This is a genomic window from Amycolatopsis sp. NPDC021455 (assembly GCF_040640995.1).
GTDB lineage: Bacteria > Actinomycetota > Actinomycetes > Mycobacteriales > Pseudonocardiaceae > Amycolatopsis.
In genome coordinates this window covers 22473-42789 of the sequence record NZ_JBFACT010000052.1, presented here as the reverse complement: position 1 = coordinate 42789, position 20317 = coordinate 22473, and the positions used below count along the sequence as shown (strand labels likewise).

At 70.0% G+C, this 20317-nt stretch carries 19 protein-coding genes; 9 read left to right on the top strand and 10 right to left on the bottom strand.

Annotation, left to right across the window (positions count from 1 at the left end; all coding sequences use genetic code 11):
- Positions 1 to 9 precede the first annotated feature (9 nt).
- The 3 genes from AB0G28_RS36675 to AB0G28_RS36665 all read right to left on the bottom strand — a co-directional run bounded on the left by AB0G28_RS36675 (position 10) and on the right by AB0G28_RS36665 (position 3076).
- Positions 10 to 822, bottom strand: a complete 813-nt coding sequence (locus AB0G28_RS36675; RefSeq protein ID WP_361100208.1) for a sugar phosphate isomerase/epimerase family protein — start codon at positions 820 to 822, stop codon at positions 10 to 12.
- Positions 822 to 1955 (bottom strand): dihydrodipicolinate synthase family protein, encoded by a 1134-nt coding sequence (locus tag AB0G28_RS36670; protein WP_361100205.1) that lies wholly within the window; start codon positions 1953 to 1955, stop codon positions 822 to 824. The genes AB0G28_RS36675 and AB0G28_RS36670 overlap by 1 nt, the downstream gene beginning before the upstream one ends.
- An 80-nt stretch (positions 1956 to 2035) precedes the next feature.
- On the bottom strand, positions 2036 to 3076 hold the full coding sequence (locus tag AB0G28_RS36665) for a LacI family DNA-binding transcriptional regulator (RefSeq protein ID WP_361100202.1): 1041 nt from the start codon (positions 3074 to 3076) through the stop codon (positions 2036 to 2038).
- 214 nt (positions 3077 to 3290) lie between these two features.
- Here AB0G28_RS36665 and AB0G28_RS36660 point away from each other — a divergent pair, with 214 nt between their 5' ends.
- The 3 genes from AB0G28_RS36660 to lpdA all read left to right on the top strand — a co-directional run bounded on the left by AB0G28_RS36660 (position 3291) and on the right by lpdA (position 6338).
- Positions 3291 to 3695: a nitroreductase family deazaflavin-dependent oxidoreductase gene (locus tag AB0G28_RS36660; protein ID WP_361100199.1), complete on the top strand. Its 405-nt coding sequence runs from the start codon at positions 3291 to 3293 to the stop codon at positions 3693 to 3695.
- Positions 3696 to 3786: 91 nt separating this feature from the next.
- The gene (locus tag AB0G28_RS36655) at positions 3787 to 4551 is read left to right on the top strand and encodes a lysophospholipid acyltransferase family protein (protein WP_361100197.1); all 765 of its coding nucleotides are present in this window, start codon (positions 3787 to 3789) and stop codon (positions 4549 to 4551) included.
- Positions 4552 to 4946: 395 nt separating this feature from the next.
- A complete protein-coding gene (lpdA, locus tag AB0G28_RS36650) occupies positions 4947 to 6338 on the top strand; it encodes a dihydrolipoyl dehydrogenase (protein WP_361100194.1) in 1392 nt (463 codons plus the stop codon).
- Here the strand turns inward: lpdA and AB0G28_RS36645 are convergent.
- Complete coding sequence (locus AB0G28_RS36645) at positions 6328 to 6780, bottom strand: GNAT family N-acetyltransferase (RefSeq protein ID WP_361100191.1); 453 nt, start codon at positions 6778 to 6780, stop codon at positions 6328 to 6330. The genes lpdA and AB0G28_RS36645 overlap by 11 nt on opposite strands.
- 67 nt (positions 6781 to 6847) lie before the next feature.
- Entirely contained in the window at positions 6848 to 8164 is a 1317-nt protein-coding gene (locus AB0G28_RS36640; RefSeq protein ID WP_361100188.1) for a DUF222 domain-containing protein, read from the bottom strand.
- A 95-nt stretch (positions 8165 to 8259) separates the two neighbouring features.
- On the opposite strand from AB0G28_RS36640, the gene AB0G28_RS36635 reads away from it, so the two are divergent.
- From AB0G28_RS36635 to AB0G28_RS36625, 3 genes are all read left to right on the top strand, one after another.
- Entirely contained in the window at positions 8260 to 8832 is a 573-nt protein-coding gene (locus AB0G28_RS36635) for a nucleotidyltransferase family protein (RefSeq protein ID WP_361100185.1), read from the top strand.
- 57 nt (positions 8833 to 8889) lie between these two features.
- Positions 8890 to 9780, top strand: a complete 891-nt coding sequence (locus AB0G28_RS36630) for an NADP-dependent oxidoreductase (RefSeq protein WP_361100182.1) — start codon at positions 8890 to 8892, stop codon at positions 9778 to 9780.
- 136 nt (positions 9781 to 9916) lie between these two features.
- Positions 9917 to 11821, top strand: coding sequence for a S8 family serine peptidase (locus tag AB0G28_RS36625; RefSeq protein ID WP_361100179.1), 1905 nt, complete (start codon positions 9917 to 9919; stop codon positions 11819 to 11821).
- Positions 11822 to 11871: 50 nt separating this feature from the next.
- On the opposite strand, the gene AB0G28_RS36620 is transcribed toward AB0G28_RS36625, so the two are convergent.
- Positions 11872 to 12501, bottom strand: a complete 630-nt coding sequence (locus AB0G28_RS36620; RefSeq protein ID WP_361100176.1) for a class I SAM-dependent methyltransferase — start codon at positions 12499 to 12501, stop codon at positions 11872 to 11874.
- A gap of 28 nt (positions 12502 to 12529) precedes the next feature.
- On the opposite strand from AB0G28_RS36620, the gene AB0G28_RS36615 reads away from it, so the two are divergent.
- Positions 12530 to 13264 (top strand): SDR family oxidoreductase, encoded by a 735-nt coding sequence (locus AB0G28_RS36615; RefSeq protein ID WP_361100173.1) that lies wholly within the window; start codon positions 12530 to 12532, stop codon positions 13262 to 13264.
- Here the strand turns inward: AB0G28_RS36615 and AB0G28_RS36610 are convergent.
- Positions 13261 to 14280, bottom strand: coding sequence for an SDR family oxidoreductase (locus tag AB0G28_RS36610; protein WP_361100170.1), 1020 nt, complete (start codon positions 14278 to 14280; stop codon positions 13261 to 13263). The genes AB0G28_RS36615 and AB0G28_RS36610 overlap by 4 nt on opposite strands.
- A gap of 71 nt (positions 14281 to 14351) precedes the next feature.
- Here AB0G28_RS36610 and AB0G28_RS36605 point away from each other — a divergent pair, with 71 nt between their 5' ends.
- The gene (locus AB0G28_RS36605; RefSeq protein ID WP_361100167.1) at positions 14352 to 15230 is read left to right on the top strand and encodes a LysR family transcriptional regulator; all 879 of its coding nucleotides are present in this window, start codon (positions 14352 to 14354) and stop codon (positions 15228 to 15230) included.
- Here AB0G28_RS36605 and AB0G28_RS36600 read toward each other — a convergent pair.
- Both AB0G28_RS36600 and AB0G28_RS36595 read right to left on the bottom strand, forming a co-directional pair.
- Positions 15227 to 15808 (bottom strand): amino acid transporter, encoded by a 582-nt coding sequence (locus AB0G28_RS36600; RefSeq protein ID WP_361100164.1) that lies wholly within the window; start codon positions 15806 to 15808, stop codon positions 15227 to 15229. The two genes, AB0G28_RS36605 and AB0G28_RS36600, sit on opposite strands and share 4 nt — an antisense overlap.
- Positions 15805 to 17250: an ABC transporter substrate-binding protein gene (locus tag AB0G28_RS36595; RefSeq protein WP_361100161.1), complete on the bottom strand. Its 1446-nt coding sequence runs from the start codon at positions 17248 to 17250 to the stop codon at positions 15805 to 15807. The genes AB0G28_RS36600 and AB0G28_RS36595 overlap by 4 nt, the downstream gene beginning before the upstream one ends.
- Positions 17251 to 17354: 104 nt before the next feature.
- Here AB0G28_RS36595 and AB0G28_RS36590 point away from each other — a divergent pair, with 104 nt between their 5' ends.
- The gene (locus AB0G28_RS36590; RefSeq protein WP_361100158.1) at positions 17355 to 18689 is read left to right on the top strand and encodes a hypothetical protein; all 1335 of its coding nucleotides are present in this window, start codon (positions 17355 to 17357) and stop codon (positions 18687 to 18689) included.
- Positions 18690 to 18744: 55 nt separating this feature from the next.
- Here AB0G28_RS36590 and AB0G28_RS36585 read toward each other — a convergent pair whose 3' ends face one another.
- A complete protein-coding gene (locus AB0G28_RS36585) occupies positions 18745 to 20316 on the bottom strand; it encodes a glycoside hydrolase family 13 protein (RefSeq protein ID WP_361100155.1) in 1572 nt (523 codons plus the stop codon).
- Position 20317: the final 1 nt, after the last annotated feature.

Here is a 20317-nt window from a genome sequence, read left to right as displayed (position 1 = left end):
CGGACGAGCTCAGGCCACGTGTCGCTCGAACGCCGCAACGGTCTCGGCGAGCACTTCCGCACCCGGCCGCGCCCACAGCCCGGCGTTGAACACCTCGACCTCGATCGGGCCCGTATAGCCAGCGGCCTCGACGCAGGCCCGCAGGTGACGGTGGTCGATGGGGCCGTCGCCCGGTAGCGCGCGGCCCAGCAGGGGGTCGGGCAGCGGCACCAGCACGTCGCACACGTGGAACCCGGCGATCCGGCCGGCCGCCGCGGCGATCGACTCCTCGATCCGCGGATCCCACCAGACGTGGAACTCGTCCACGATCACGCCGACCTGCTCGGCGGGATGCTCCCGGGCGACCGCCAGCGCCTGATCCACAGTGGACAACACCGAGCGCTCCGCGCACTGCATCGGGTGCAGTGGCTCCAGGCCGAGCCGCACCCCGCGCTCACCGGCGTACGGCGCCAGCTCACCCACGGCGTCCGCGACCCGCTGCCGGGACGCGGCCAGGTCGTTGCCCGCGATCCCGCCGACGACCAGCACGAGGACGTCGGCGCCGAGCGCGGCGGCCTCGTCGATCGCCTCCCGGGTCTGGGCCACACCGTCCACAGGGGACCCCTCGGGTGTCACGCCGGTGAAGAACCCACCGCGGCACAACGACGAAACCCGCACACCGTGTTCCTTGAGCACCCGCGCGGCTTCGTCGACGCCGGTTTCGGCCACCTTGTCGCGCCACAGCCCGATCCAGCCGACGCCCGCCGCCGCGCAGCCGGCCACCGCTTCGGGCAGCGACCAGGCCTTGGTGGTGATCTGGTTGAGGCTCAGCCGGGGGTCCATCACGCCACCCCCGCGGCCTGCAGCAGCGGCCGCATCCGGGCCACGGCCAGCTCGGGGTCGGCGAGCACACCGGCCTCGTCGGCGAGCCGCAGCAGCGTCGCGAGGTGCGTGATCGTGCGCGCGGATTCCTGGCCGGCGATCATCCGGAAGTGTTCCTGGTGGCCGTTGAGGTAGGCCAGGAAGACGACGCCGGTCTTGTAGTGCCGGGTCGGTGCGCGGAAGATCTCGCGGGACAGCGGCACGGTGGGGTCGAGCAAGGTCCGGAACCCGGCCTGGTCGCCTCCGTCGAGGCGGGCCAGCGCGGCCGCGGCGACAGGCGCGATCGGATCGAAGATCCCGAGCAAGGCCTCGCTGTGTCCTTCGCCGTCTCCGGCGATGAGTTCGGGATAGTTGAAGTCGTCACCGGTGTAGCAGGCGACTCCACCGGGAAGAGCCCGCCGGAATTCGGTCTCGATCTCGGCGTCCAGCACCGAGACCTTCACGCCGGCGATCGTGCCGGCGTGCTCGGCGCAGAGTGCGGCCAGCTCACGGGCCGCGGCGCGTACGTCATCGTGGCCCCAGTAGCCGGCCAGCGCCGGGTCGAACTGCTCGCCCAGCCAGTGCAGCAGGACCGGCCCGCTCGCTTCGGAGAGCAGCTTCCCGTACGCCGCGTGGTAGTCGTCAGGACCGGTCGCCGCCGCGGCCAGTGCCCGGCTGGCCATGACGACCGGGATCGCGCCCGCGCGGGAGACCAGTTCCAGCTGCTCGCGCCAGGCGTCCACAATGGAGGTGACGGTCGCCGGGCCGGCGGGCAGCTGGTCGGTGCCGACACCGGCGCACCAGCGCCGCCCGGCGGCGACCGCGCCGGTGCGTGTGACCAGTTCCTGTGTCGTCGCCCAGTCGAGGCCCATGCCGCGCTGCGCGGTGTCCATCGCCTCCGCGACGCCCAGCCCGCATGACCAGAGGTGCTCGCGGAAGGTCAGCGTCGTGTCCCAGTCGACGGCGTAGGGCTCGTCGGCCAGCGCGTCCGCGACCACGTGCGCGGCGGCGTAGACGATCCGCGACGACGGCGGCGTCTTCGGGGGCTCCGGGAGCGGCGGCCCGGACGGCGACCAGTTCAGGAGCCCCCCGCCGGGAACCGGGAGCACGAGCATCGGGACCTCCGAGACGTCAGAAAGCGCTTTCTCAATTCCACGGTAGGGCCTGTGCCGGTACACGACAAGGCCCGACCGGGTCAGCGCTTGGGGCGCGCGGTGCTTTCCCGCAGGACGACCTCGCCGGACAGCCGGACCGTCCGCGGCCGGGTGCCCGTAGAGCCCTTGATCGCCAGGTCCATCGCCCGTTCGCCCAGTTCCTCCAGCGGCAGCCGCACGGTGGTCAGGGCCGGGGCCAGGTCGCGGACCACGGGGATGTCGTCGAAACCGGCCACGGAGATATCGCCGGGTACGGACAGGCCTTCCTCCCGCAACGCCGTCAGCGCGCCGATCGCCATCACATCGGTGACGGCGAAGAGGCAGGTCGGCAGCTTGCGCCTGCGGCCGGCGAGCAGCCGCTTCGTGGCTTCGTACCCGCCGTCGCGGCTGAACGCGGCCTCGAAGACGTCGTCTTCGCGCAGCTCGACGCCGTGTGCGGCGAGCTCACCCGAGAATCCGGCCAGCCGGTCGATCACGGTGCTCAGCCGCCGTGGCCCGGCCAGCACGGCGAACCGCTTGTGCCCGAGCCCGAGCAACGCCTTCGCCAGTTCCGCGGCACCGCCCTTGTTGTCCGGCTGGACGGTGTCGATCTTGAGTCCGCGATGGCGGCTGACCGCCGCGACCTGGCCGCCGCCCCGGCGGTAGGGCTCCAGTTCGGCGGCCATCGCCCGCTCCCACGCCCGGTCTTCGAACGCCGAGCCGATCAGCAGGATGGCCGCGGCCCGCTGCGCGCGCAGCGTCGAGACGTAGGCGACCTCGCGGTCCGGGTCGCGGAACGTGCCGGCCAGCATCACGAGCAACCCGTTGTCGGTGGCTACCCGCATCACACCACCGGCGATCGCGGCGAAGTACGGGTCACTGACATCGTGGCAGATCACGCCGACCGTGCGGTGGGTGCCGCCGGCTAGGGCCTGCGCGTGGGCGTTCGGGGCGTAGGCCAGCTCGGCCGCGGCGGCGGAGACCCGCTCCCGCAGGTCGGCGCGGACGGACGCGGTGCCGTTGAGCACCCGCGACGCCGTCGCGAGCGAGACGTTCGCGCTGCGTGCCACATCTTCCAGTGTCACGTGCGGCCGGGCCTTCATGGCTCCTCCAAGATCGGTCTCGGGCGTTCGCGTGTGCTCGGTCGGTGCAATCTACTGGGAGTCGAACGCGGACGGAGAAACCGCTACTCGGCGAATGTCCCCCGATCGAGTGAAAACCGGCTGAGGAAGATCCACGGCGGTGTGGGTGTTCCTGTCCGAGGGAACCGTCAAGTGGTGTGCTGGCCACACCGGAAGATCGCGAAAGGAACCACACATGCTGTTCGGTGACGAGCACGTCCGCCGCTACGAGGAGACCAACGGCGAGGTCGGCCACGACTGGCAGGAAGGCGTCCCGACGCTGGTGCTGACCACGAAGGGCCGCAAGACCGGTCAGGAGCGCAAGTTCGCCCTGATCTACCAGGAAGTCGACGGAAACCCGGTGATCGTGGCCTCGAAGGGCGGCGCGGCGAACCACCCCGGCTGGTACTTCAACCTCGTCGATCACCCCGAGGTCGGCGTGCAGGTCAAGGCCGACAAGTTCAAGGCGCGGGCCCGCACCACCTCCGGTGAGGAGCGCGCCAAGCTGTGGGAGAAGCTCGCCTCGGTCTGGCCGGACTACAACGAGTACGCCAAGAAGACCGACCGCGAAATCCCCGTGGTGGTGCTCGAGCGGCTGTGACCTTCCCGCGGTGAACTTTCTGCTGTGATCTGCGCCGCGTTCGGCGCGCGCCGGCGCCCAACCGGCCGGTCGTGGGCTACGAATGACACTCATGACCGACCGCTGGACCGCCCTGGACACCGAAGGTGAGCTGCTCACCCGACGCCAGATGATCGCCTACGGCCGGCGCTTCGCCCGTGCCGGCCGAGGCGCCTGGTACAGCCTCGCGATCGAGGTCGTCTGGCAGTTCCTCGTGCAGACGACCCGCTTCCGCGTGCGGGGCTCGCGGCACATCCCCCGATCCGGCGGGGTACTGGTGGCATCGAACCACCTGTCGTTCGCCGACCCCACGACGCTGACGGCGTTCTGCCTCGCCGCCGGCCGCGTACCGCGCTACCTGGCGAAGGCCTCGCTCTGGAAGCTGCCGGTGGTGGGCTCGGTGATGCGCTCCGGGCGCCACATCCCGGTCTACCGCGGCGCGGCGACGGCGGCGGAGGCCTACCGCGACCTGGTTGCCGCCGTGCGGGCAGGCGAGTGTGTCGCGATCTTCCCGGAAGGCACGTTCTCGAACGACCCCGACGGCTGGCCGATGCGCGGCAAGACCGGCGTGGTCCGGGCCGCGCTGGCGACCGGGGCCCCGGTGATCCCGGTCGCCAACTGGGGGACCCACCACCTGCTGCCGGCCACGGCGCTCCTGCCGCGCGGGGTGCCCCGCAAGACGGTGGAACTGGTCGCGGGGCCACCGGTCGACCTCTCGGACCTGGTCGGCCGGGAGCAGACCCGCGCGGTGCTGGAAGAGGCAACGGCCCGGATCATGGCGGCTGTGACGTCGCTGCTGGCGTCGATCCGCGGGGAGCAGCCGCCGATCGCCGCCTGAGGCGACGGTCGGCGTTCGGCAACGGTGGGCACCTTCCGTCCTTGACCTTCCGAGGCGCTCACCAGCGGTTCCGTGCCGACCGGTAACCGCAGCGTGTGGACTGCCGGGCGAGCGTGACGACGGACGTGGAGCACGATCCGGCGGTCCCGTCGGCCGGCCCCGGCTGGCGATGCTCGTCGCCACCAAGAGGTGGTGCCCAGCACTGAACCTGCCCTTCGAACCGGCAGCGGTCGGGACTTCGTGGTGCTCGACCTGCGGACCCATCTGCAGGTTGGCGGCGGCTTCTTGCCCGAAGGGTGCAACGAGGAGGTGACCGCATCGCTGCGCGGCCACCGTGGCGGTCGAGCGAGCACCGTCACTCCGCTTGGCGACGCGGAAAGGGGTAGTTTCGGCTCATGAGTGCACAACACTTTGATGTCGTCGTGCTGGGGGCCGGGGTGGGCGGCTACGTCGCGGCGATCCGCGCGTCCCAGCTGGGGCTGAGCGTCGCGGTGGTCGAGGAGAAGTACTGGGGCGGCGTCTGCCTGAACGTCGGGTGCATCCCGTCGAAGGCGCTGCTGCGCAACGCCGAGCTGGCGCACGTGGTGACGCAGGAGGCGAAGGCGTTCGGCATCTCGTCCGACAGCCCGATCCGCGTCGACTACACGGCCGCTTACGAGCGGAGCCGGAAGGTCGCCGACGGGCGCGTCAAGGGCGTGCACTTCCTCATGAAGAAGAACAAGATCACCGAGTTCGACGGGCACGGCACCTTCGTCGACGACCACACCCTCGAGGTCAACGGCTCGCAGGTGACGTTCGACCACTGCATCATCGCGACGGGCGCGACCACGCGGCTGCTGCCCGGGACTTCGCGCAGCTCCCGCGTGGTGACCTACGAGGAGCAGATCCTCTCGAGCGAGCTGCCGTCGAGCATCATCATCGCCGGCGCGGGTGCCATCGGCGTCGAGTTCGCGTATGTGCTGCACAACTACGGTGTCGATGTCACGATCGTCGAGTTCCTCGACCGGATGGTGCCGCTGGAGGACGCCGAGGTGTCGGCGGAGCTCGCACGCCGGTACCGCAAACTCGGCATCAAGGTGCTGACGTCGACCCGCGTCGAGTCGATCGACGAATCGGCCCCGTCGGTACGTGTCACTGTGTCTTCGGAGAAGAACGGCGAGCAGGTCCTCGAGGCGGACAAAGTCCTGCAGGCCATCGGCTTTCAGCCGCGGGTGGAGGGCTACGGCCTGGAGAAGACGGGTGTCGCGCTCACGGATCGAGGCGCGATCGCCGTGGATGGCCGGGGCCGCACGAACGTCTCGCATATTTTCGCGATCGGTGACGTGACGGCGAAGCTGATGTTGGCGCACGCATCCGAATCGATGGGTGTGGTTGCCGCGGAGACGATCGCGGGCGCGGAGACGATGGAACTCAACTTCCCGATGATCCCGCGCGCGACGTACTGCCAGCCCCAGATCGCGAGCTTCGGCTGGACTGAAGAACAGGCCCGCGAGAAGGGCTTCGACGTCCAGGTGGCGAAGTTCCCGTTCACGGCCAACGGCAAAGCCCAGGGCCTCGGCGACGCGGGTGGCTTCGTCAAGCTGATCAGCGACGCGAAATACGGCGAGCTGATCGGCGGCCACCTCATCGGGCCGGACGTCACGGAGCTGCTGCCGGAGCTGACGCTGGCGCAGCAGTGGGATCTGACGGTGCACGAAGTGGCACGGAACGTCCATGCTCACCCCACCCTGGGTGAAGCGGTGAAGGAAGCGATCCACGGCCTCGCGGGCCACATGATCAACATGTAGGGACGTCGAAGCGGAGCTCCGGCCGTTCCCAGCGGACCTTCGGGGGTTTCGGTGGGATCGTGCCGGTGCGCCGTGCGCCCATGCGGACGTAGAACGGCAACGCGGGCGGGTGCGAGACAACGCGGACGCTTTCGATCTCGCGTTCGCGGGCCTCGGCGAGCATGTGTGTGATCAGGCGCGCACCGATGCCGAGCCCCTGCGCCTCGTCCGCGACGAAGAGGATGTCGAGTTCCGGCGGCTCTGTCAGCAGCGCGTAGAAACCGAGGAGTTCGTCGCCTGTCATTGCGGTGAATGTCGGGTTCCTTTCGATGTACTCGGGTGTGACCGTGTAGCCGTCCAAGATGGACGCGTATTCGCCTTGGTAGGCCGAAGAAGCGTGCATCAGGGCGGTCAGGGCACCTGCCTGTGCCGGGTTGGCACGAGAGATTTCGATCTTGTCCATGGCCAGAGCGTACGGCGGGGTACCGACAGTTTCGGTTCGTTGCCGTCTTATGAGGATGAGACCGGCTCTAAGCCGCGTCGTTCTGTGGCGGGTGTGAGGTGTGCGGAAGCGGGCGAGCGGTGTTCCCGGCTGCGCGCGGTGCGTGCAGTGGCGGTGCGGTCGAGTGGTGGACGAGGCCGGCCGGGGTGGTGATCGTCAGGGTGCCGTCCTCGGCCAGGGCGTAGTGCCACCCCGGTTCGTCCTTCAGGTGGTGGTCGCAGGTGCAGAACGCGGCCAGCGACGCTGTACTGGTCGGGCCGCCGTGGTGCCAGTCGGTGACGTGGTCGATCTCGCACGCCTGCGCCGGGCGAGCGCAGCCGGGGCGGCGGCATTCGCGGTCGCGGACCCGGACGAACTCCGCCATGGCCGCCGTGGGGCGATAACGGGTACGGCCGAGATCGTGCACCTGACCCGTCAACGGATCCGTGATGATCCGGCGCAGGACCGTGTCAGGGCCCGCGAGGAGTTCGCGGGCGAGCGTCGCGGAAATGGGTCCGTGGCCCGCGAACTCCGCCGGGTTCTCGTTCAGGCCCAGGTAGGTGGCCAGGTCCAGGTAGAGGAATCCCTCCATACGAGGAGGCGTACCACCGACTTCCGCGCTCAGCAGCAGGTCCAGCGCGACGTCGGCGCGCAGCTGGTCAAGTGTGCGGGACTCGTCGCTCGTCTTCAGCGCCTTGGCCATCCCGTTGACCCGGGCATACGCCGCAGCGGCCTTCTCGGCCGGCGCGTGGTCGAGGGACAGCGTCGCCGCACCCGAATCCTGATGGATCAATGTGAGACAACGCGCAGCGCGCCGTTCGCGGGTTCGTCGCTCGGCGCCTTCCGGATCCGCCATCTTCGCCGCGTACGTCGCTGCTTTCCGGACTTCCGTGGCATTCTTGCCCGGCAAGCGCAACACGAGATTCGCGTCGGCCTCCCGTGCGGCCTCGTCCGTGAGCCATGCTGTCGCGTTGGTGACTTTCGTCGCGCGCGGCAGGTCGAGCCGGCCACGCTCCATAAGTCCGAAGGTGCCGGGCAGGCGGCTGGTCAGTGCCTCGGCTGTCGCGATCATCGCGCCCGCCTGACGTGTCGTGACGGAGAGGGCGAGGGAGAGTTCCGCCTCGGTGCTGCGCGGATTCCCGCGTCTTCGGCTCAGTGTGGCCGCGGCGCGCATCTGGAGCGCTTCGAGCCGTGCGATTTCGGATGCGGCGGCCTGCATGACGCGGACGAGCCCGTTGTCGGTCAGCTGCTCGATGTGCTTGGAACGAAGGCGGAACGCCCGGTCTTCGCGCCTGAGGTAGTGCACGACTGCCTTGCGGACTTCGTTGTCGGTGATGTTCTGGACGGGTGCATCGGTAGTGGTCATGGCGGCGACGTTAGAGGCGGACACCGACAGAAAATCGCGCTGCAGCGGCGGAAATGGCCACTCGATCGGGTGAAGATCTGCGGTAGGATCGAGTTGTGACGGACCTCGAACGGCTCCGAAACGTGTTGGAGCACAACGAAATTCTCGTCGAGGTGCTCGATCGGGTAAGACGGCTCGAACTTCCGCAGTGGTACCCCACGGCGGGGTGCGCCGTGCAGACGGTTTGGAACGTGCTGACCGGGCGCGAGGCGACGAGGGGAATCAAGGACTATGACCTCTTCTACCACGATTCCCGAGACCTCGGCTGGGAAGCCGAGGATCGGGTGATCCGCATGGTCGGCGCAGCGTGCGAAGATCTTCCGGTCGAAGTGGAAGTACGCAATGAAGCGCGGGTGCACCTCTGGTACGAAGGGAAGTTCGGCATCCCCTGCCGTCCCTTCGCCACCACTGAGCAAGCGATCGATGCCTTCCCGGCGATCTGTTCTTGCGTGGGCGTCCGGATCGAACGCGACGGGCACTGGCACTTCCACGCACCCCACGGTTGCGGTGACCTCTTCGCGCTGGTCGTCCGGCCGAACCGGGTGCTCGCCCCGCGAGAAGTCTATGAACGCAAAGCCGCCCGATGGCAAAGCCAGTGGCCTCAGCTGAAAGTGCAGCCGTGGCCTTGACCTCCACCGAGCTTGAAGTTCCACGATGGTGGAGCAAGCGACAACCTGGAGGAGCCGATGAAAGCCGCTGCGTTCACCGAGTTCGGCGGGCCGGACGTACTCCGCGTTCTCGAGCTGCCCGAGCCCCATGCAGGGCCGGGTCAGGTGAAGGCTGCCGGAGTGCAGCCGTACGACGCCGCCGTTCGCGCCGGGTGGGAGCCGCCGGGACTGAACCTGGGCTGGCCGCGGGTGCCCGGCAACGAATTCGCCGGTATCGTCGACGAAGGCAGCGGGGACATCGAGGTGGGCACGGAAGTACTGGGCTTCACCGCCGTGCAGGCTGCCGCCGAGTACATCGTCGTCCCGGCTGCCGATGTGACACCGAAGCCGCCGGAGATGCCGTGGGAGGTGGCCGGCGGGTTCACGGCCGGCGCGCAGACCGCGTCGATCGCGCTGGAAACGCTGCGCCTGCGGGAAGGTGAGACGCTGCTCATCCATGGCGCCGCCGGGTCGGTCGGCACCGCCGCCGTGCAGCTTGCTCAGCTCCAGGGCGCCAAGGTGGTCGGTACCGCGAGCGAAGCGAACCAGGACTACCTGCGCGAGTTGGGCGCTACCCCCGTTGTCTACGGCGTAGGACTGAAGGACCGCATCGAAGCCGCCGCGCCGCAGGGGATCGACGTCGTACTCGACGGCGCGGGTGGCCCCGCACTCGACATCTCGCTCGAACTGGTGAAGGACCGGCGTCGGATCCTCACCCTCGTCGATCACGGTCGGGCCGCGGAGCTCGGCGTGCTCGTCTCGAAGTCCGGACGTTCCGCCACGCGTCTCGCCGAATTGGCCGCGCTTTACGCCAAGGGCGACTCGCGGTTCCACGTGCGCCGCGCCTATCCGTACACCGAGGCAGCCGCCGCCCATCGGGAGGTCGAGACGGGACACGGCCGAGGAAAAATCGTTCTCACGTTTTCCTGACCGTTCCAGTATGTGGACCAGTGGGTGTTCCCGACTTTGGTCGGTGGACCACTGAGCGGGCACTCCTTAGATTCTCCCCAATACACCCAGTCGGGTGTCATTCGGTCGAGCGGCCGAGTATTACAGGGAGACATCGATGGTGAGATTCAGCCGGGTCGCCGCGCACGCGGTTCCGCTGACGGTCGGCGCGCTGCTGCTGACGACGGGGGTCTCGGCGGCGCAGCCGTCCACCGTGGACGCGGCGACCGCGCGCACCGAGGCGGGCATCAACGCGCTGCAGAGCATCAAGAAGAGCCTGAGCCCCGCGGAGCGCAAGCAATCGAGCCAGCTGGTCGTCGAGAAGCGGTTGCGAGCCGACCGGTCGCTGGCCGCGAAGCTGCCCGACTACCGCTCCGGCGTCGGTGTCAGCACCGCCGGCACCGTCGCCGTCGACATCGCCGCGCACGGCAAGGCCGTCGCGAGCGCGGTCCGGGCGGCGGGCGGCACCGTCCGCTACGTCTCCGCGGACGGTGCCGTCCGCGCCGACCTGCCGCTGTCCGCGCTGGACGCGATCGCCGGCCGGGCCGATGTCGCCGAGGTGAAGCCCGCGGCACAGGCCACGACCTGGAGCGAGCCGGGCAACCGGGACCTGCGTCAGGCTCTCGCCGCGCAGGCCGCGGCCACGACCCAGGTCTCCGAAGGCGACAAGGCGCACGGTGCGGACACCGCCCGCGCGACCTATGGCGTCAGTGGCTCCGGCGTAAAGGTCTGCGTGCTCTCCGACGGCGTCGACTCGCTGGCGAAGTCGCAGAGCGCCGGCGAGTTGCCCGCGGTCGACGTCCTGTCCGGCCAGAAGGGCAGTGGCGACGAGGGCACCGCGATGCTCGAGATCATCCACGACCTCGCGCCGAACGCGACGCTCGGCTTCGCCACGGCGTTCACCAGCGAGGCCAGCTTCGCCGCGAACATCCGCGCGCTGCGCAGCACCGGCAAATGCCAGATCATCGTCGACGACGTCTCCTACTTCGACGAATCGCCGTTCCAGGACACCCAGGTGGCGCAGGCGGTCAACGACGTGACCGCGGCCGGCGCGCTTTACTTCTCTTCGGCCGGCAACTCGGGCAATGCGACCGACGGCACCAGCGGCTACTACGAAGGCGACTTCCGCGCCTCCGCGACGAAGATCAGCGGCGTCACCGGCACCCCGCACGACTTCGACCCGAGCAGCACCACGCAGAACTTCGACGCGCTCTCGGCCGGCTCGCTCGGCAAGCCGGTGACGCTCTTCTGGTCCGACCCGTGGGGCAAGTCCGCCAACGACTACGACCTGTTCATCCTGAACTCGTCGGGCAGCGTCGTGGCCTCCAGCGAGAACGGCCAGTCCGGCGCGCAGAACCCGTACGAGATCGCGAACGTGCCCACCACCGGCTCCGGCTACAAGGTCGCGGTGGTCAAGTACAGCGGCGCGGACCGGTTCATCGCTTTGAACGTCATTCGCGGCCGGTTCGTGGCTTCGGGCTCGCTCAAGGCGTTCAGCACCAACGGCGTCACGAACGGCCACTCGGCCGCGGCGAACGCGTTCAGCGTCGCGGCGGCCCCGGCGGCGGCCGCGTTCAGCCGTCCGCTGGAGACCGGCGACCCGGCGAACCCGGCCGGCCCGTACCCCGGCCTGTTCACCGCGTCGAGCAAGTGGGAGCGGTTCTCCTCCGACGGCAAGCGTCGCCTGTTCTACAACGCCGACGGCACCGCGATCACTCCCGGCAACGTGTCCTCGACCGGCGGCACGGTCCGCAACAAGCCGGACATCACCGCGGCCGACGGCGTCGCGACCTCGGTGAGCGGTTTCCAGCCGTTCTTCGGAACATCGGCGGCGGCCCCGCACGCGGCGGCGATCGCGGCGCTGCTGCTCTCGGGCAATCCGACGGCGACTCCGGCCCAGATCCGCACGGCCTTGGTCTCTTCGTCGATCGACCTGGGCACTCCTGGGTTCGACACGGTGACCGGTAGCGGCGTGATCATGGCGGGCCCGGCGCTGGCCGCGCTGGGCGTGCAGCCGAAGTAGGTCTCTCTTCCGAAAACGGGGGTCCGGTTCGCCGGGCCCCCGTTTCGTCATCATGGTTCGGCGATCAGCAGGTGGAAGCCGAGCCCGCTGTGGCCGAACGTCTCGTGCCGGGTCACCGGCAGGCCCGCCGTGCTCAGCGCCGTTTCCACCTCGTCCACGGGACGGATGCGGAAGCCGTTGTCGGTCAGCATCTTCGACCGGCCCATCAGGTCCGGATCGGCGATGCCCAACACGAACCGGCCGCCGGGGGCGAGCACCCGGGCGACCTCCGAGAACGCGGCACCGAGATCGTCGACGAAGTAGATCGTGTTCGTCGAGACGATCGCCTCGACAGCATTGTCGCCGAGCGGCAACGCCGTCATCGAGCCTTCGTGCAGCTGCAGCCGGCCCGCGACGATCTCCTTGCCGAACCCGCCGCGAGCCCGGGCGAGCATGGTCTGCGAGATGTCCACGCCGTGGACCGCGGCCGCATCGCGAAGCAGCAGCTCAAGGCCCAACCCGCCGCCGAAACCGATGTCCAGTGCCGTTTCGGTACCGGACAGCTCCAGGGCCGCGACCGCCTTCACGACCGCCGCCCGGTTCCGGCGGTTGAGCATCGCGCCGACGACGCGGCCCCGCAGGCCGCTAGGGTGACCGAGTTGCCGGGCCAGCCCGGCCTGGAAACTTTCGCGAAGTCCCATGACGGCAGTCTGGCACCGAGGAGGCGCGATGGCGAAGACCGCGGTGGTCACCGGAGCGGGATCGGGGATCGGCCGGGCTGTGGCGCGGGCCCTGCTCGACGACGGCTACCAGGTAGCCCTCGCCGGACGCCGAGCCGAGGCACTGGCCGAAACTGCTGCCGGGGCCGACGGGGCGCTCGTGGTTCCCACCGACGTCTCCGACGAAGGCTCCGTCGCGGCCCTGTTCGAGGCTGTCCGCGCGAACTGGGGACGGCTTGACCTGCTGGTCAACAACGCCGGGATCGCCGCGGGCGGGACCGTCGCCGACTTGTCCGTCGAGGACTGGAAACGCACCGTCGACGTCAATCTGACCGGGATGTTCCTCTGCGCCAGGCAGGCCGTGCGGCTCATGAAGGACCAGGACCCGCGTGGCGGCCGGATCGTCAACAACGGCTCGATCTCCGCGCACGTACCGCGGCCGGCGAGCGTCGCCTACACCGCGACGAAGCACGCCGTCACCGGGCTGACCCGGTCGATCTCGCTGGACGGCCGGGCCTGGAACGTCGCCTGCGGGCAGATCGACATCGGCAACGCCGCCACCGAGATGACCGAACGGATGGCAGCGGGCATCCCGCAGGCCGACGGCCGGGTCGTCGCCGAGCCGACGTTCGACGTGCGGCACGTGGCCGACGCCGTGCTCTACATGGCCGGCCTGCCGCTCGACGCCAACGTCCAGTTCCTCACCATCACCGCGACGACCATGCCGTTCATCGGTCGCGGCTAGGGGATCACCCGCGCCTTGCGGAACTCGTCGAAGAGCCGGAAGAACATCAGCTCGGTCTCGACGTAGGTGTGGAAACCCGCCCGTCGTGACTTCGACGTGTCGGCGAACATGTCGTAGTCCCAGCCGAACACGAAATCGCCGAACGTCCACGACGACGACACGTCCGCATAGGACGCCGAAAGACCGTACTTCGAAGCCATCGAGGTCCACAGCGGACCTTTGTCGGCCATGACTTCGGCCAAGGACATCCGCAACGGCGGCGCGACCTCGAGGCCGAAGTACGCCGCCAGTTTCGGCCAGAGTTCGCGCCAGCGGAACAGGTCGCCGTTCGCGATGTTGAACGCGCCCTGGTGCCCGGTCGCCCAGACCGTCGCCTCGGCCAGCAGCCCCGAGTCGGTCATCTCGAGCAGGCTGTCGTAGGCGCCGGGCTTGCCGGGGAAGCGCAGCGGCAGCCCGAGTTCCTTCGAGATCGACGCGTACACCGCGATCACCAGCGCGAGGTTCATCGGGTTGCCCAGCGCGGTGCCACCGACCACCGACGGCCGGATCGCCGACCACGCCCACGACCCCTGACGCCGTTCCAGGAACGCCTGCTGGTCGACGTTGAACTCGGGTGGCATGTGCCCCGCGTCGGTCTCGCGCGCCGGGGTCTTGAACGGTCCGAGGTGCGCGCCGTAGACCTTGTAGCCCTGCATGAGGCTGACGTGCTCGAGCGCGGGTGCTGCCGCTTCGACGGCGTCGACGAGGTTGGTCAGCATCGCCAGGTTGGGCGGGACGAGCTCCGCCCAAGTCGGTTTGTCCTGGTAGGCGGCGTAGAAGACGTGGGTCGTGCCGCTCAGGGAGCCGATCTTCGCGTGGGTGTCCGCAAGGTCGAGCAGGTCGACGGCCACCGTTCCCGGTCCGCCGCGGCGGGACAGACCGACGACGTCCCAGCCGCCGTCCGCTCGCAGGTGCTCGACCAGGTTTTTGCCGATGATTCCGTGGGCCCCGGCGACCAGGGCGGTCTTGCGCTTCATGACCTCAAGGCTGCCCAGGCCGGAGCGATGAGTCCAAGGCTTACTTGTCACCAAGTCGATAAGCTGAGTTCATGACAAGCCTCCGGCAGCTCGAGTACCTGGTCACGGTGGTCGACACCGGTTCGTTCACTCGCGCCGCCGAACAGCTGCACGTGACGCAGCCGGCGCTGTCGCACCAGATGCGCGCGCTGGAGCGCAGCCTCGGCGGGCCGCTGCTGGAGCGGCTTCCCCGGGCCGTCCGGCTCACCCCGATGGGCCGGGCGATGCTGCCGCACGCGCGGGCCGCGCTGGCCGACGCCGAACGTGCGCGCTGCGCGGCCCGGCTCGCGTCCGGGACGACGGCGGGGGAGCTGCAGGTGGCGACGGTGTACTCGGTGAGCCTCGGCGTGCTGCCACCCGCGCTGCGCGTGTGGCGGCGTGACCGGCCGGAGGTCGATGTCCGGCTGGTCGAATTCCGGCATGCCGACGAGCTGCGGGAAGCGATGGCCGCGGGAGAAGCCGACGTCGCGCTCGGTCCGCGGCCCACCGGCTGGGCCGGGCCGGTGCGGGAACTGGGCGTCGAGGACTTCGTCGTCGTGCTGCCCGCCGACGGCGCTTCGGAGGACGACACCAGCGGCGTGGTCGACCTGAGCACGCTCGCCGGCTGCGCGTGGGTGCACTACGCCCCGGGCAACGGCCTTGCCGAGCTCGTGGACGAGACATGCGCCGCGGCGGGGTTCCGGCCGCGCGCCGCGGTCCGCACCGAACAGACGGCCGCCGCGCCGATCCTCGCCGCCGCGGGCCTCGGTCCCGCGCTTGTCCCGGCGAACGTCTTGCCCGCGCGGTTCGACGGCCGCGTTCTGCGCCCGTCCGTGCCGGTCCGCCGGACGCTGGTCGCTTTCACACGCGCCACGCCCGACCCGCTGACCACGGCGTTCATCGAAACGCTCGCCGAGCACGCGACCGTCTAGAGGCGATCAAGCCACGGATGCCGTCCGTATGTGGTTTCGAGAGCCTTCGCCAGCCAGCGTCGTTGCGTGTCGCCGAGGATCGGCAGGACCTCGGCGAAGTCCTGCTCGTCTTTGGGACGCGTTTCCCAGGCCTTGGCGAACAACTGCACCTCGGGGGCGAGGTAGGGCACGCCGTCCGGCGAGACCTCGCCCAGGTCGGCGATGGCGCGCCGTACGGCGCCGTTCCGGCGCGAGACCCACTCGTCGCCCCGCGCCTCGTCGAGCATGACCTGGATTCGCCACGGCGCGGCTGCCGCCGGACGGCACCACACGTCGTCGACGCCGGCCGGCAGGGTTTCGCCGCGCTGCCAGGGACGCAGCGTGCCGGGTGGATCGGCCGCCCACCATTCCCACGAGGACAGTGCCTCCTGGGCCGCCGACTGATCGCGCCGGAGCAGGAGGACATCGACGTCGCCGTGTTCGCGGAACGCGTGACCGACGGCCAGCTCGATCGCGTATCCGCCGGCGATCCACCACGGCACCTGCACCCGCGAGAACAACGCGGTGACCTCGGACAGGGGTGCGGGATCCCAGGTCATGACACCCCGATTCCGGCCAGCACCGGGCCGGCGAAGGGCGTCGTCGTGACGTCGTGGACGCGCGACGACCAGACGGCGTGGCCGTGGCCCGACCACAGCGGGGCCACCGGCAGGTCACGCAGCAGCTGGTTCTCCGCCAGCCGGTACAGCTCCCCGGCCTCTTCCGCGCTCGCCGCGGCGTCGGCGAGGGCCAGGTTCTGGCGGAAGACGTCATCGGTGTACCCCGACTCCGAAGCCAGTTCCGAGAGCAGCTCGTACGGGCTCGCCGTGGCCAGCTTGACGTCGAGCGTGGCCGGCCCGTCCAGCGGCCCGGTGCTGGGTTTGGCCTGCGCGGTCACGGAGACGTCGAGGGCTTTGTGCAGGCCGACCACGAGCGTCCGCGTCCACGCCTCGGCGCCGGGTCCGAAGTAGACGGTCGCACCGCCGGGAAAGGCCGCCTGGTGCAGCAGGGCCTTACCAGCCGCCGCGTCGAAGCTGCACGGGCGGCAGGTGCCGGATCGCTCGCCGGGCGCGTCCGCAGGCGGCAGCAGCGCCTTGGCCGGGTCGACCTGGTGCGCGAGTGGGCCGGCTTCCAGCGCCGCGCGGTCGACGCCGAGCGCGAAGCCGTGGCGGACCGTCGCGTCGGCGAAGCGCGGGTCCGCCACCGGGAACGCGAGATAGCCGGCTCGCGGCAACGACCAGGTCGCGTGGCGGTCGCCGAAGTCGCCGTGCATGGCTTCGTGCTTCTCGCCGGGGACCTCCGTCGCGAGGTCGAGCGTGCCCGCCTTCACCGCCTCGTACTGGGCCGCCGGTTCACCGACCCGCAGCTCGATTTCCGCGGCGTTGCCCTGGCCGGTTCGCTTGAGCGTGCCGCCCGAGCCGGGCTTCCACGGTCCTTCGAGCCGGTAGGGGCCGTTGCCGACGGGGTTCTTCGCGAAGCCGTCCCAGTCGCGGGAAGCGAGTACCGACGCGGGCAGCGGTACCAGACCCGGCGCCGAGAGCAGCGCCGGTACTTGACCGGAAGGCCGGTCGAGGGTCAGGGCGATCGTGTCCGGGGCCGGCGCCGTGATTTCCCGGGCTCGCAGCAGTTTCGTGAGTACCGGCGAGGAAACCCACCGCGATTCCGCGATCACTTTCCACGTGTCCACATAGGACTGCGCCGTGACCGGGGTGCCGTCGTGGAACGTGGCCGGCCGCAGCTTGACCGTCCAGTGCACCCGGTCGGCGCTCGTAATCGACTCGGCGGCTCGCGGTGTCACCTTCCCGGATGCCGCGTCGTAATCGGCGAGCGGGGTCCACAGCGCGCCGGTCACCAGCCGGCCCGCCTGGTCGGCGAGGTCGGCGGGCAGCAGCGTCGCGGGCTCCCGGATGCCGACGGACAGGACACCGGGCCGCGCCGGGTCAGGGCCGGAACAGCCCGTGACGGCGAGAGTCAGGACGGCGAGCAGGGCGAGCAGGCGCATGCGCCAGTCCTACCAGTCGGATGGCAACGAAAGACGGTTGTGTCCGGTTGATCTCCGTCGTACCGTTCGGTTGGTCACGCTCGTAGCGTTCTGGGAGGTTCCGCGTGCGCACCTGGTTGCGGTCGTGCTTCGCCGCCGTCACCGTCAGCGCCACGCTGGTCGCGACCGGATTGCCGGCCGCCGCCTGCGGCGAGGACGACAAGCCCGCGACCCCGGCCGCCCGCACGGCGGGTGACCCCGGCGCGATCAAGAACGTCAAAGCTGTCGGCAACGTGCCCGACGCCGCCGGCGCCATCTCGATCAACTTCCTCGACTACGGCCGACGCGACGTGATGGTCGTGTCCGGCGAGTTCGGGCTGAAGGTGTACGACCTGACGAAGAACCCGGCGGCACCGAAGCTGGTCGGGCAGGTGAGCCTGCCGGGGCTGTGGGAGACCGAGGACACCGAGGTCGACCCGGTCCGCAAGCTCGTGTTCCTCTCGCGGGACCCGCGCGCGTTCGGGGGCACCACGCATACCGGCGAGTCCGGGATCTACGTCGTCGACGTCGCCAAACCCGAAGCTCCGGCGATCCTGAGCTACACCAAGGTGCCGGCCGGCCACACCACCAGCTGCGTCGACGGCTGCCGCTACCTGTGGACGGGCGGCCCGGCGAAGGCCGACGACCAGCCGGCAGACTGGGGCGGGCGCCCGATCTGGGTCACCGACGTCCGCGACCCGAAACATCCGAAGGTCAACCCGCAGCCGATCGAGCTGACCCGCAACGACGGCAAGACCGACTACGTGCACGACGTGCAGGTGGACGGCAACGGCGTGGCCTGGGTGTCCGGGCGCGGCGGTGTGCGCGGCTACTGGACGAACGGCGTGCACCGCGACCCGCTGACAGGCAAGATCCGCCGCGCGACCGCGCACGAGCCGGTGCCCTACGCCGGTGGCGGCATCTCCGAGACCGCGGCGCCGTCGCGGTTCATGCACAACAGCTTCCACCCGGCCGGCCACCGCGCCGGCGACGGCGCTTGGCGCAACCGGGACCTCATCTACGCGACGGAGGAGAACTTCGTCGACGGCTGCGCGGGCGACGGGGTCCTGACGATCTCGTCGCTCGAAGGCTCGTACAACGGCGAAGGCTGGCGCTCGACACCGGACAAGCCGTTCCGGCTGCGCAGTGTCGGCACCTGGAGCGTCAACGGCCAGGAAGGCAGTGACCCGGCGTCCGACGACTGCTCCGCGCACTACTTCGACGTCCGCGGCACCGTCCTGGTGCAGTCGTTCTACGCGCAGGGCACGCGCTTCCTCGACGCCAGCGATCCGACGAACCCGCGGCAGATCGCGTACTACCGCCCGGGTGACGCGAGCGCGTGGGCGCCGTACTGGCACGGCAAGTACGTCTACGTCGCCGACAACGCCCGCGGTGTGGACATCCTGCAGCTGACGAAGTAGGTAGTCCATTAGGGGCCCTTTCACGGCACGCCATGAAGGGGCCCCTAATGGCTTTTCAGTGCCGAAGCCAGACCGCCGTGTCGGTCGGCAGGGAATCCGTGACCGGGCCACTGGCCAGGAGGATCTCGCCGGGCGGCAGTGCGACCGGCGCGGACGAGAAGTTCAGCACGAACGTGAACCCGCGGCGGAACGCCAGCACGTCTTCGCCCAGCGAGAGCCATTCGAATTCGCCGGTGGGGAGGTCGCGGCGCAGGCGCAGCCCGGAGCGATACAGCGACAGCATCGACGCCGGATCCGCCGCCTCCGCCTCCGCCGTGAACTCGCGCCAGGAAGCGGGCTGGGGGAGCCAGATGCCGCCCGAACCGAAGCCGAACGGCGGCGCGTCGCCCGACCACGGGATCGGCACCCGGCAGCCGTCGCGGCCGGGGTCGGCGCCCCGGGTCCGGGCGAAGACCGGGTCCTGACGCAGCTTGTCCGGGATGTCCAGGACTTCCCAAAGACCCAGCTCCTCGCCCTGGTAGACGTACAGCCCGCCGGGCAGAGCGAGCGTCAGCAGCGCCGCCGCCCGCGCTCGCCGGGTGCCCCGTTCGAGGTCGACCGGCAGTTCGTGCAGCCGGTTCGCGAAGCTGAACCCGGTGTCGCCCTCCCGGCCGTAGCGCGTGACGTGCCGCGTGACGTCGTGGTTCGAGAGCACCCACGCCGCCGGCGCGGCGACCTCGTCGTGCGCCCGCAGCGTGCGGGTGATGACGTCCTGGAAGCTCGCGGCGTCCCACGGGCAGACCAGGAAGTCGAAGTTGAACGCCGAGTGCAGCTCGTCGCGGCGCAGGTAACGAGCCGCTCGCGACATGTCCGCCAGCCACATCTCGCCGACCAGGACTCGCTCTCCCGCGTAGCTGTCGGCGATCTTGCGCCACGACCGGTAGATCTCGTGCAGGCCCTCCTGGTCGGAAAACGGCGACTCGTCGCCGTCGTCGACGTCGGGCAGCCGCGGGTCCTTGACGAGCCCGTCGGCGACGTCGATGCGGAAGCCGTCGACCCCGCGGTCGAACCAGAACCGCAGCACGTCCTCGAACTCCGTGCGGATCTCCGGGTTGTCCCAGTTGAAGTCGGGCTGGCGTGAACTGTAGAGATGCAGGTACCACTCGCCGTCCGGCACGCGCGTCCACGCGGATCCGCCGAAGCGCGACTTCCAGTTGTTCGGCGGTTCGCTGCCGTCCGGGCCGCGCCCGGGCCGGAACCAGAACCGCTGCCGTTCCGGCGAACCGGGACCGGCTTCCAGCGCGGCCTGGAACCAGCGGTGCTCGTCGGAACAGTGGTTGGGCACGATGTCGATGATCACGCGGATACCCCGGGCGTGAGCCTCGGCGATCAGGTCCTCGGCCTCGGCGAGCGTGCCGAACAGTGGCTCGATGTCGCGGAAGTCGGCGACGTCGTAGCCGCCGTCGTCCATCGGCGACGGGTACCACGGGGTGAACCAGATCGCGTCGATCCCCAGGTCGGCCAGGTGGTCCAGCCGGGCACGGACGCCGGCGAGGTCGCCGACGCCGTCGCCGTTGCCGTCCGCGAAGCTGCGGATGTAGACCTGGTAGATCGCCGCGCTCCGCCACCAGCCGGTCTTGTCGGTCACG

What these genes read in the sequence shown, in the direction of transcription:
- AB0G28_RS36675 (WP_361100208.1), bottom strand. Translation starts at nt 822, where the DNA reads ATGGACCCCCGGCTGAGCCTCAACCAGATCACCACCAAGGCCTGGTCG.
- AB0G28_RS36670 (WP_361100205.1), bottom strand. Translation starts at nt 1,955, where the DNA reads ATGCTCGTGCTCCCGGTTCCCGGCGGGGGGCTCCTGAACTGGTCGCCG.
- AB0G28_RS36665 (WP_361100202.1), bottom strand. Translation starts at nt 3,076, where the DNA reads ATGAAGGCCCGGCCGCACGTGACACTGGAAGATGTGGCACGCAGCGCG.
- AB0G28_RS36660 (WP_361100199.1), top strand. Translation starts at nt 3,291, where the DNA reads ATGCTGTTCGGTGACGAGCACGTCCGCCGCTACGAGGAGACCAACGGC.
- AB0G28_RS36655 (WP_361100197.1), top strand. Translation starts at nt 3,787, where the DNA reads ATGACCGACCGCTGGACCGCCCTGGACACCGAAGGTGAGCTGCTCACC.
- lpdA (WP_361100194.1), top strand. Translation starts at nt 4,947, where the DNA reads ATGAGTGCACAACACTTTGATGTCGTCGTGCTGGGGGCCGGGGTGGGC.
- AB0G28_RS36645 (WP_361100191.1), bottom strand. Translation starts at nt 6,780, where the DNA reads ATGGACAAGATCGAAATCTCTCGTGCCAACCCGGCACAGGCAGGTGCC.
- AB0G28_RS36640 (WP_361100188.1), bottom strand. Translation starts at nt 8,164, where the DNA reads ATGACCACTACCGATGCACCCGTCCAGAACATCACCGACAACGAAGTC.
- AB0G28_RS36630 (WP_361100182.1), top strand. Translation starts at nt 8,890, where the DNA reads ATGAAAGCCGCTGCGTTCACCGAGTTCGGCGGGCCGGACGTACTCCGC.
- AB0G28_RS36625 (WP_361100179.1), top strand. Translation starts at nt 9,917, where the DNA reads ATGGTGAGATTCAGCCGGGTCGCCGCGCACGCGGTTCCGCTGACGGTC.
- AB0G28_RS36620 (WP_361100176.1), bottom strand. Translation starts at nt 12,501, where the DNA reads ATGGGACTTCGCGAAAGTTTCCAGGCCGGGCTGGCCCGGCAACTCGGT.
- AB0G28_RS36615 (WP_361100173.1), top strand. Translation starts at nt 12,530, where the DNA reads ATGGCGAAGACCGCGGTGGTCACCGGAGCGGGATCGGGGATCGGCCGG.
- AB0G28_RS36610 (WP_361100170.1), bottom strand. Translation starts at nt 14,280, where the DNA reads ATGAAGCGCAAGACCGCCCTGGTCGCCGGGGCCCACGGAATCATCGGC.
- AB0G28_RS36605 (WP_361100167.1), top strand. Translation starts at nt 14,352, where the DNA reads ATGACAAGCCTCCGGCAGCTCGAGTACCTGGTCACGGTGGTCGACACC.
- AB0G28_RS36600 (WP_361100164.1), bottom strand. Translation starts at nt 15,808, where the DNA reads ATGACCTGGGATCCCGCACCCCTGTCCGAGGTCACCGCGTTGTTCTCG.
- AB0G28_RS36595 (WP_361100161.1), bottom strand. Translation starts at nt 17,250, where the DNA reads ATGCGCCTGCTCGCCCTGCTCGCCGTCCTGACTCTCGCCGTCACGGGC.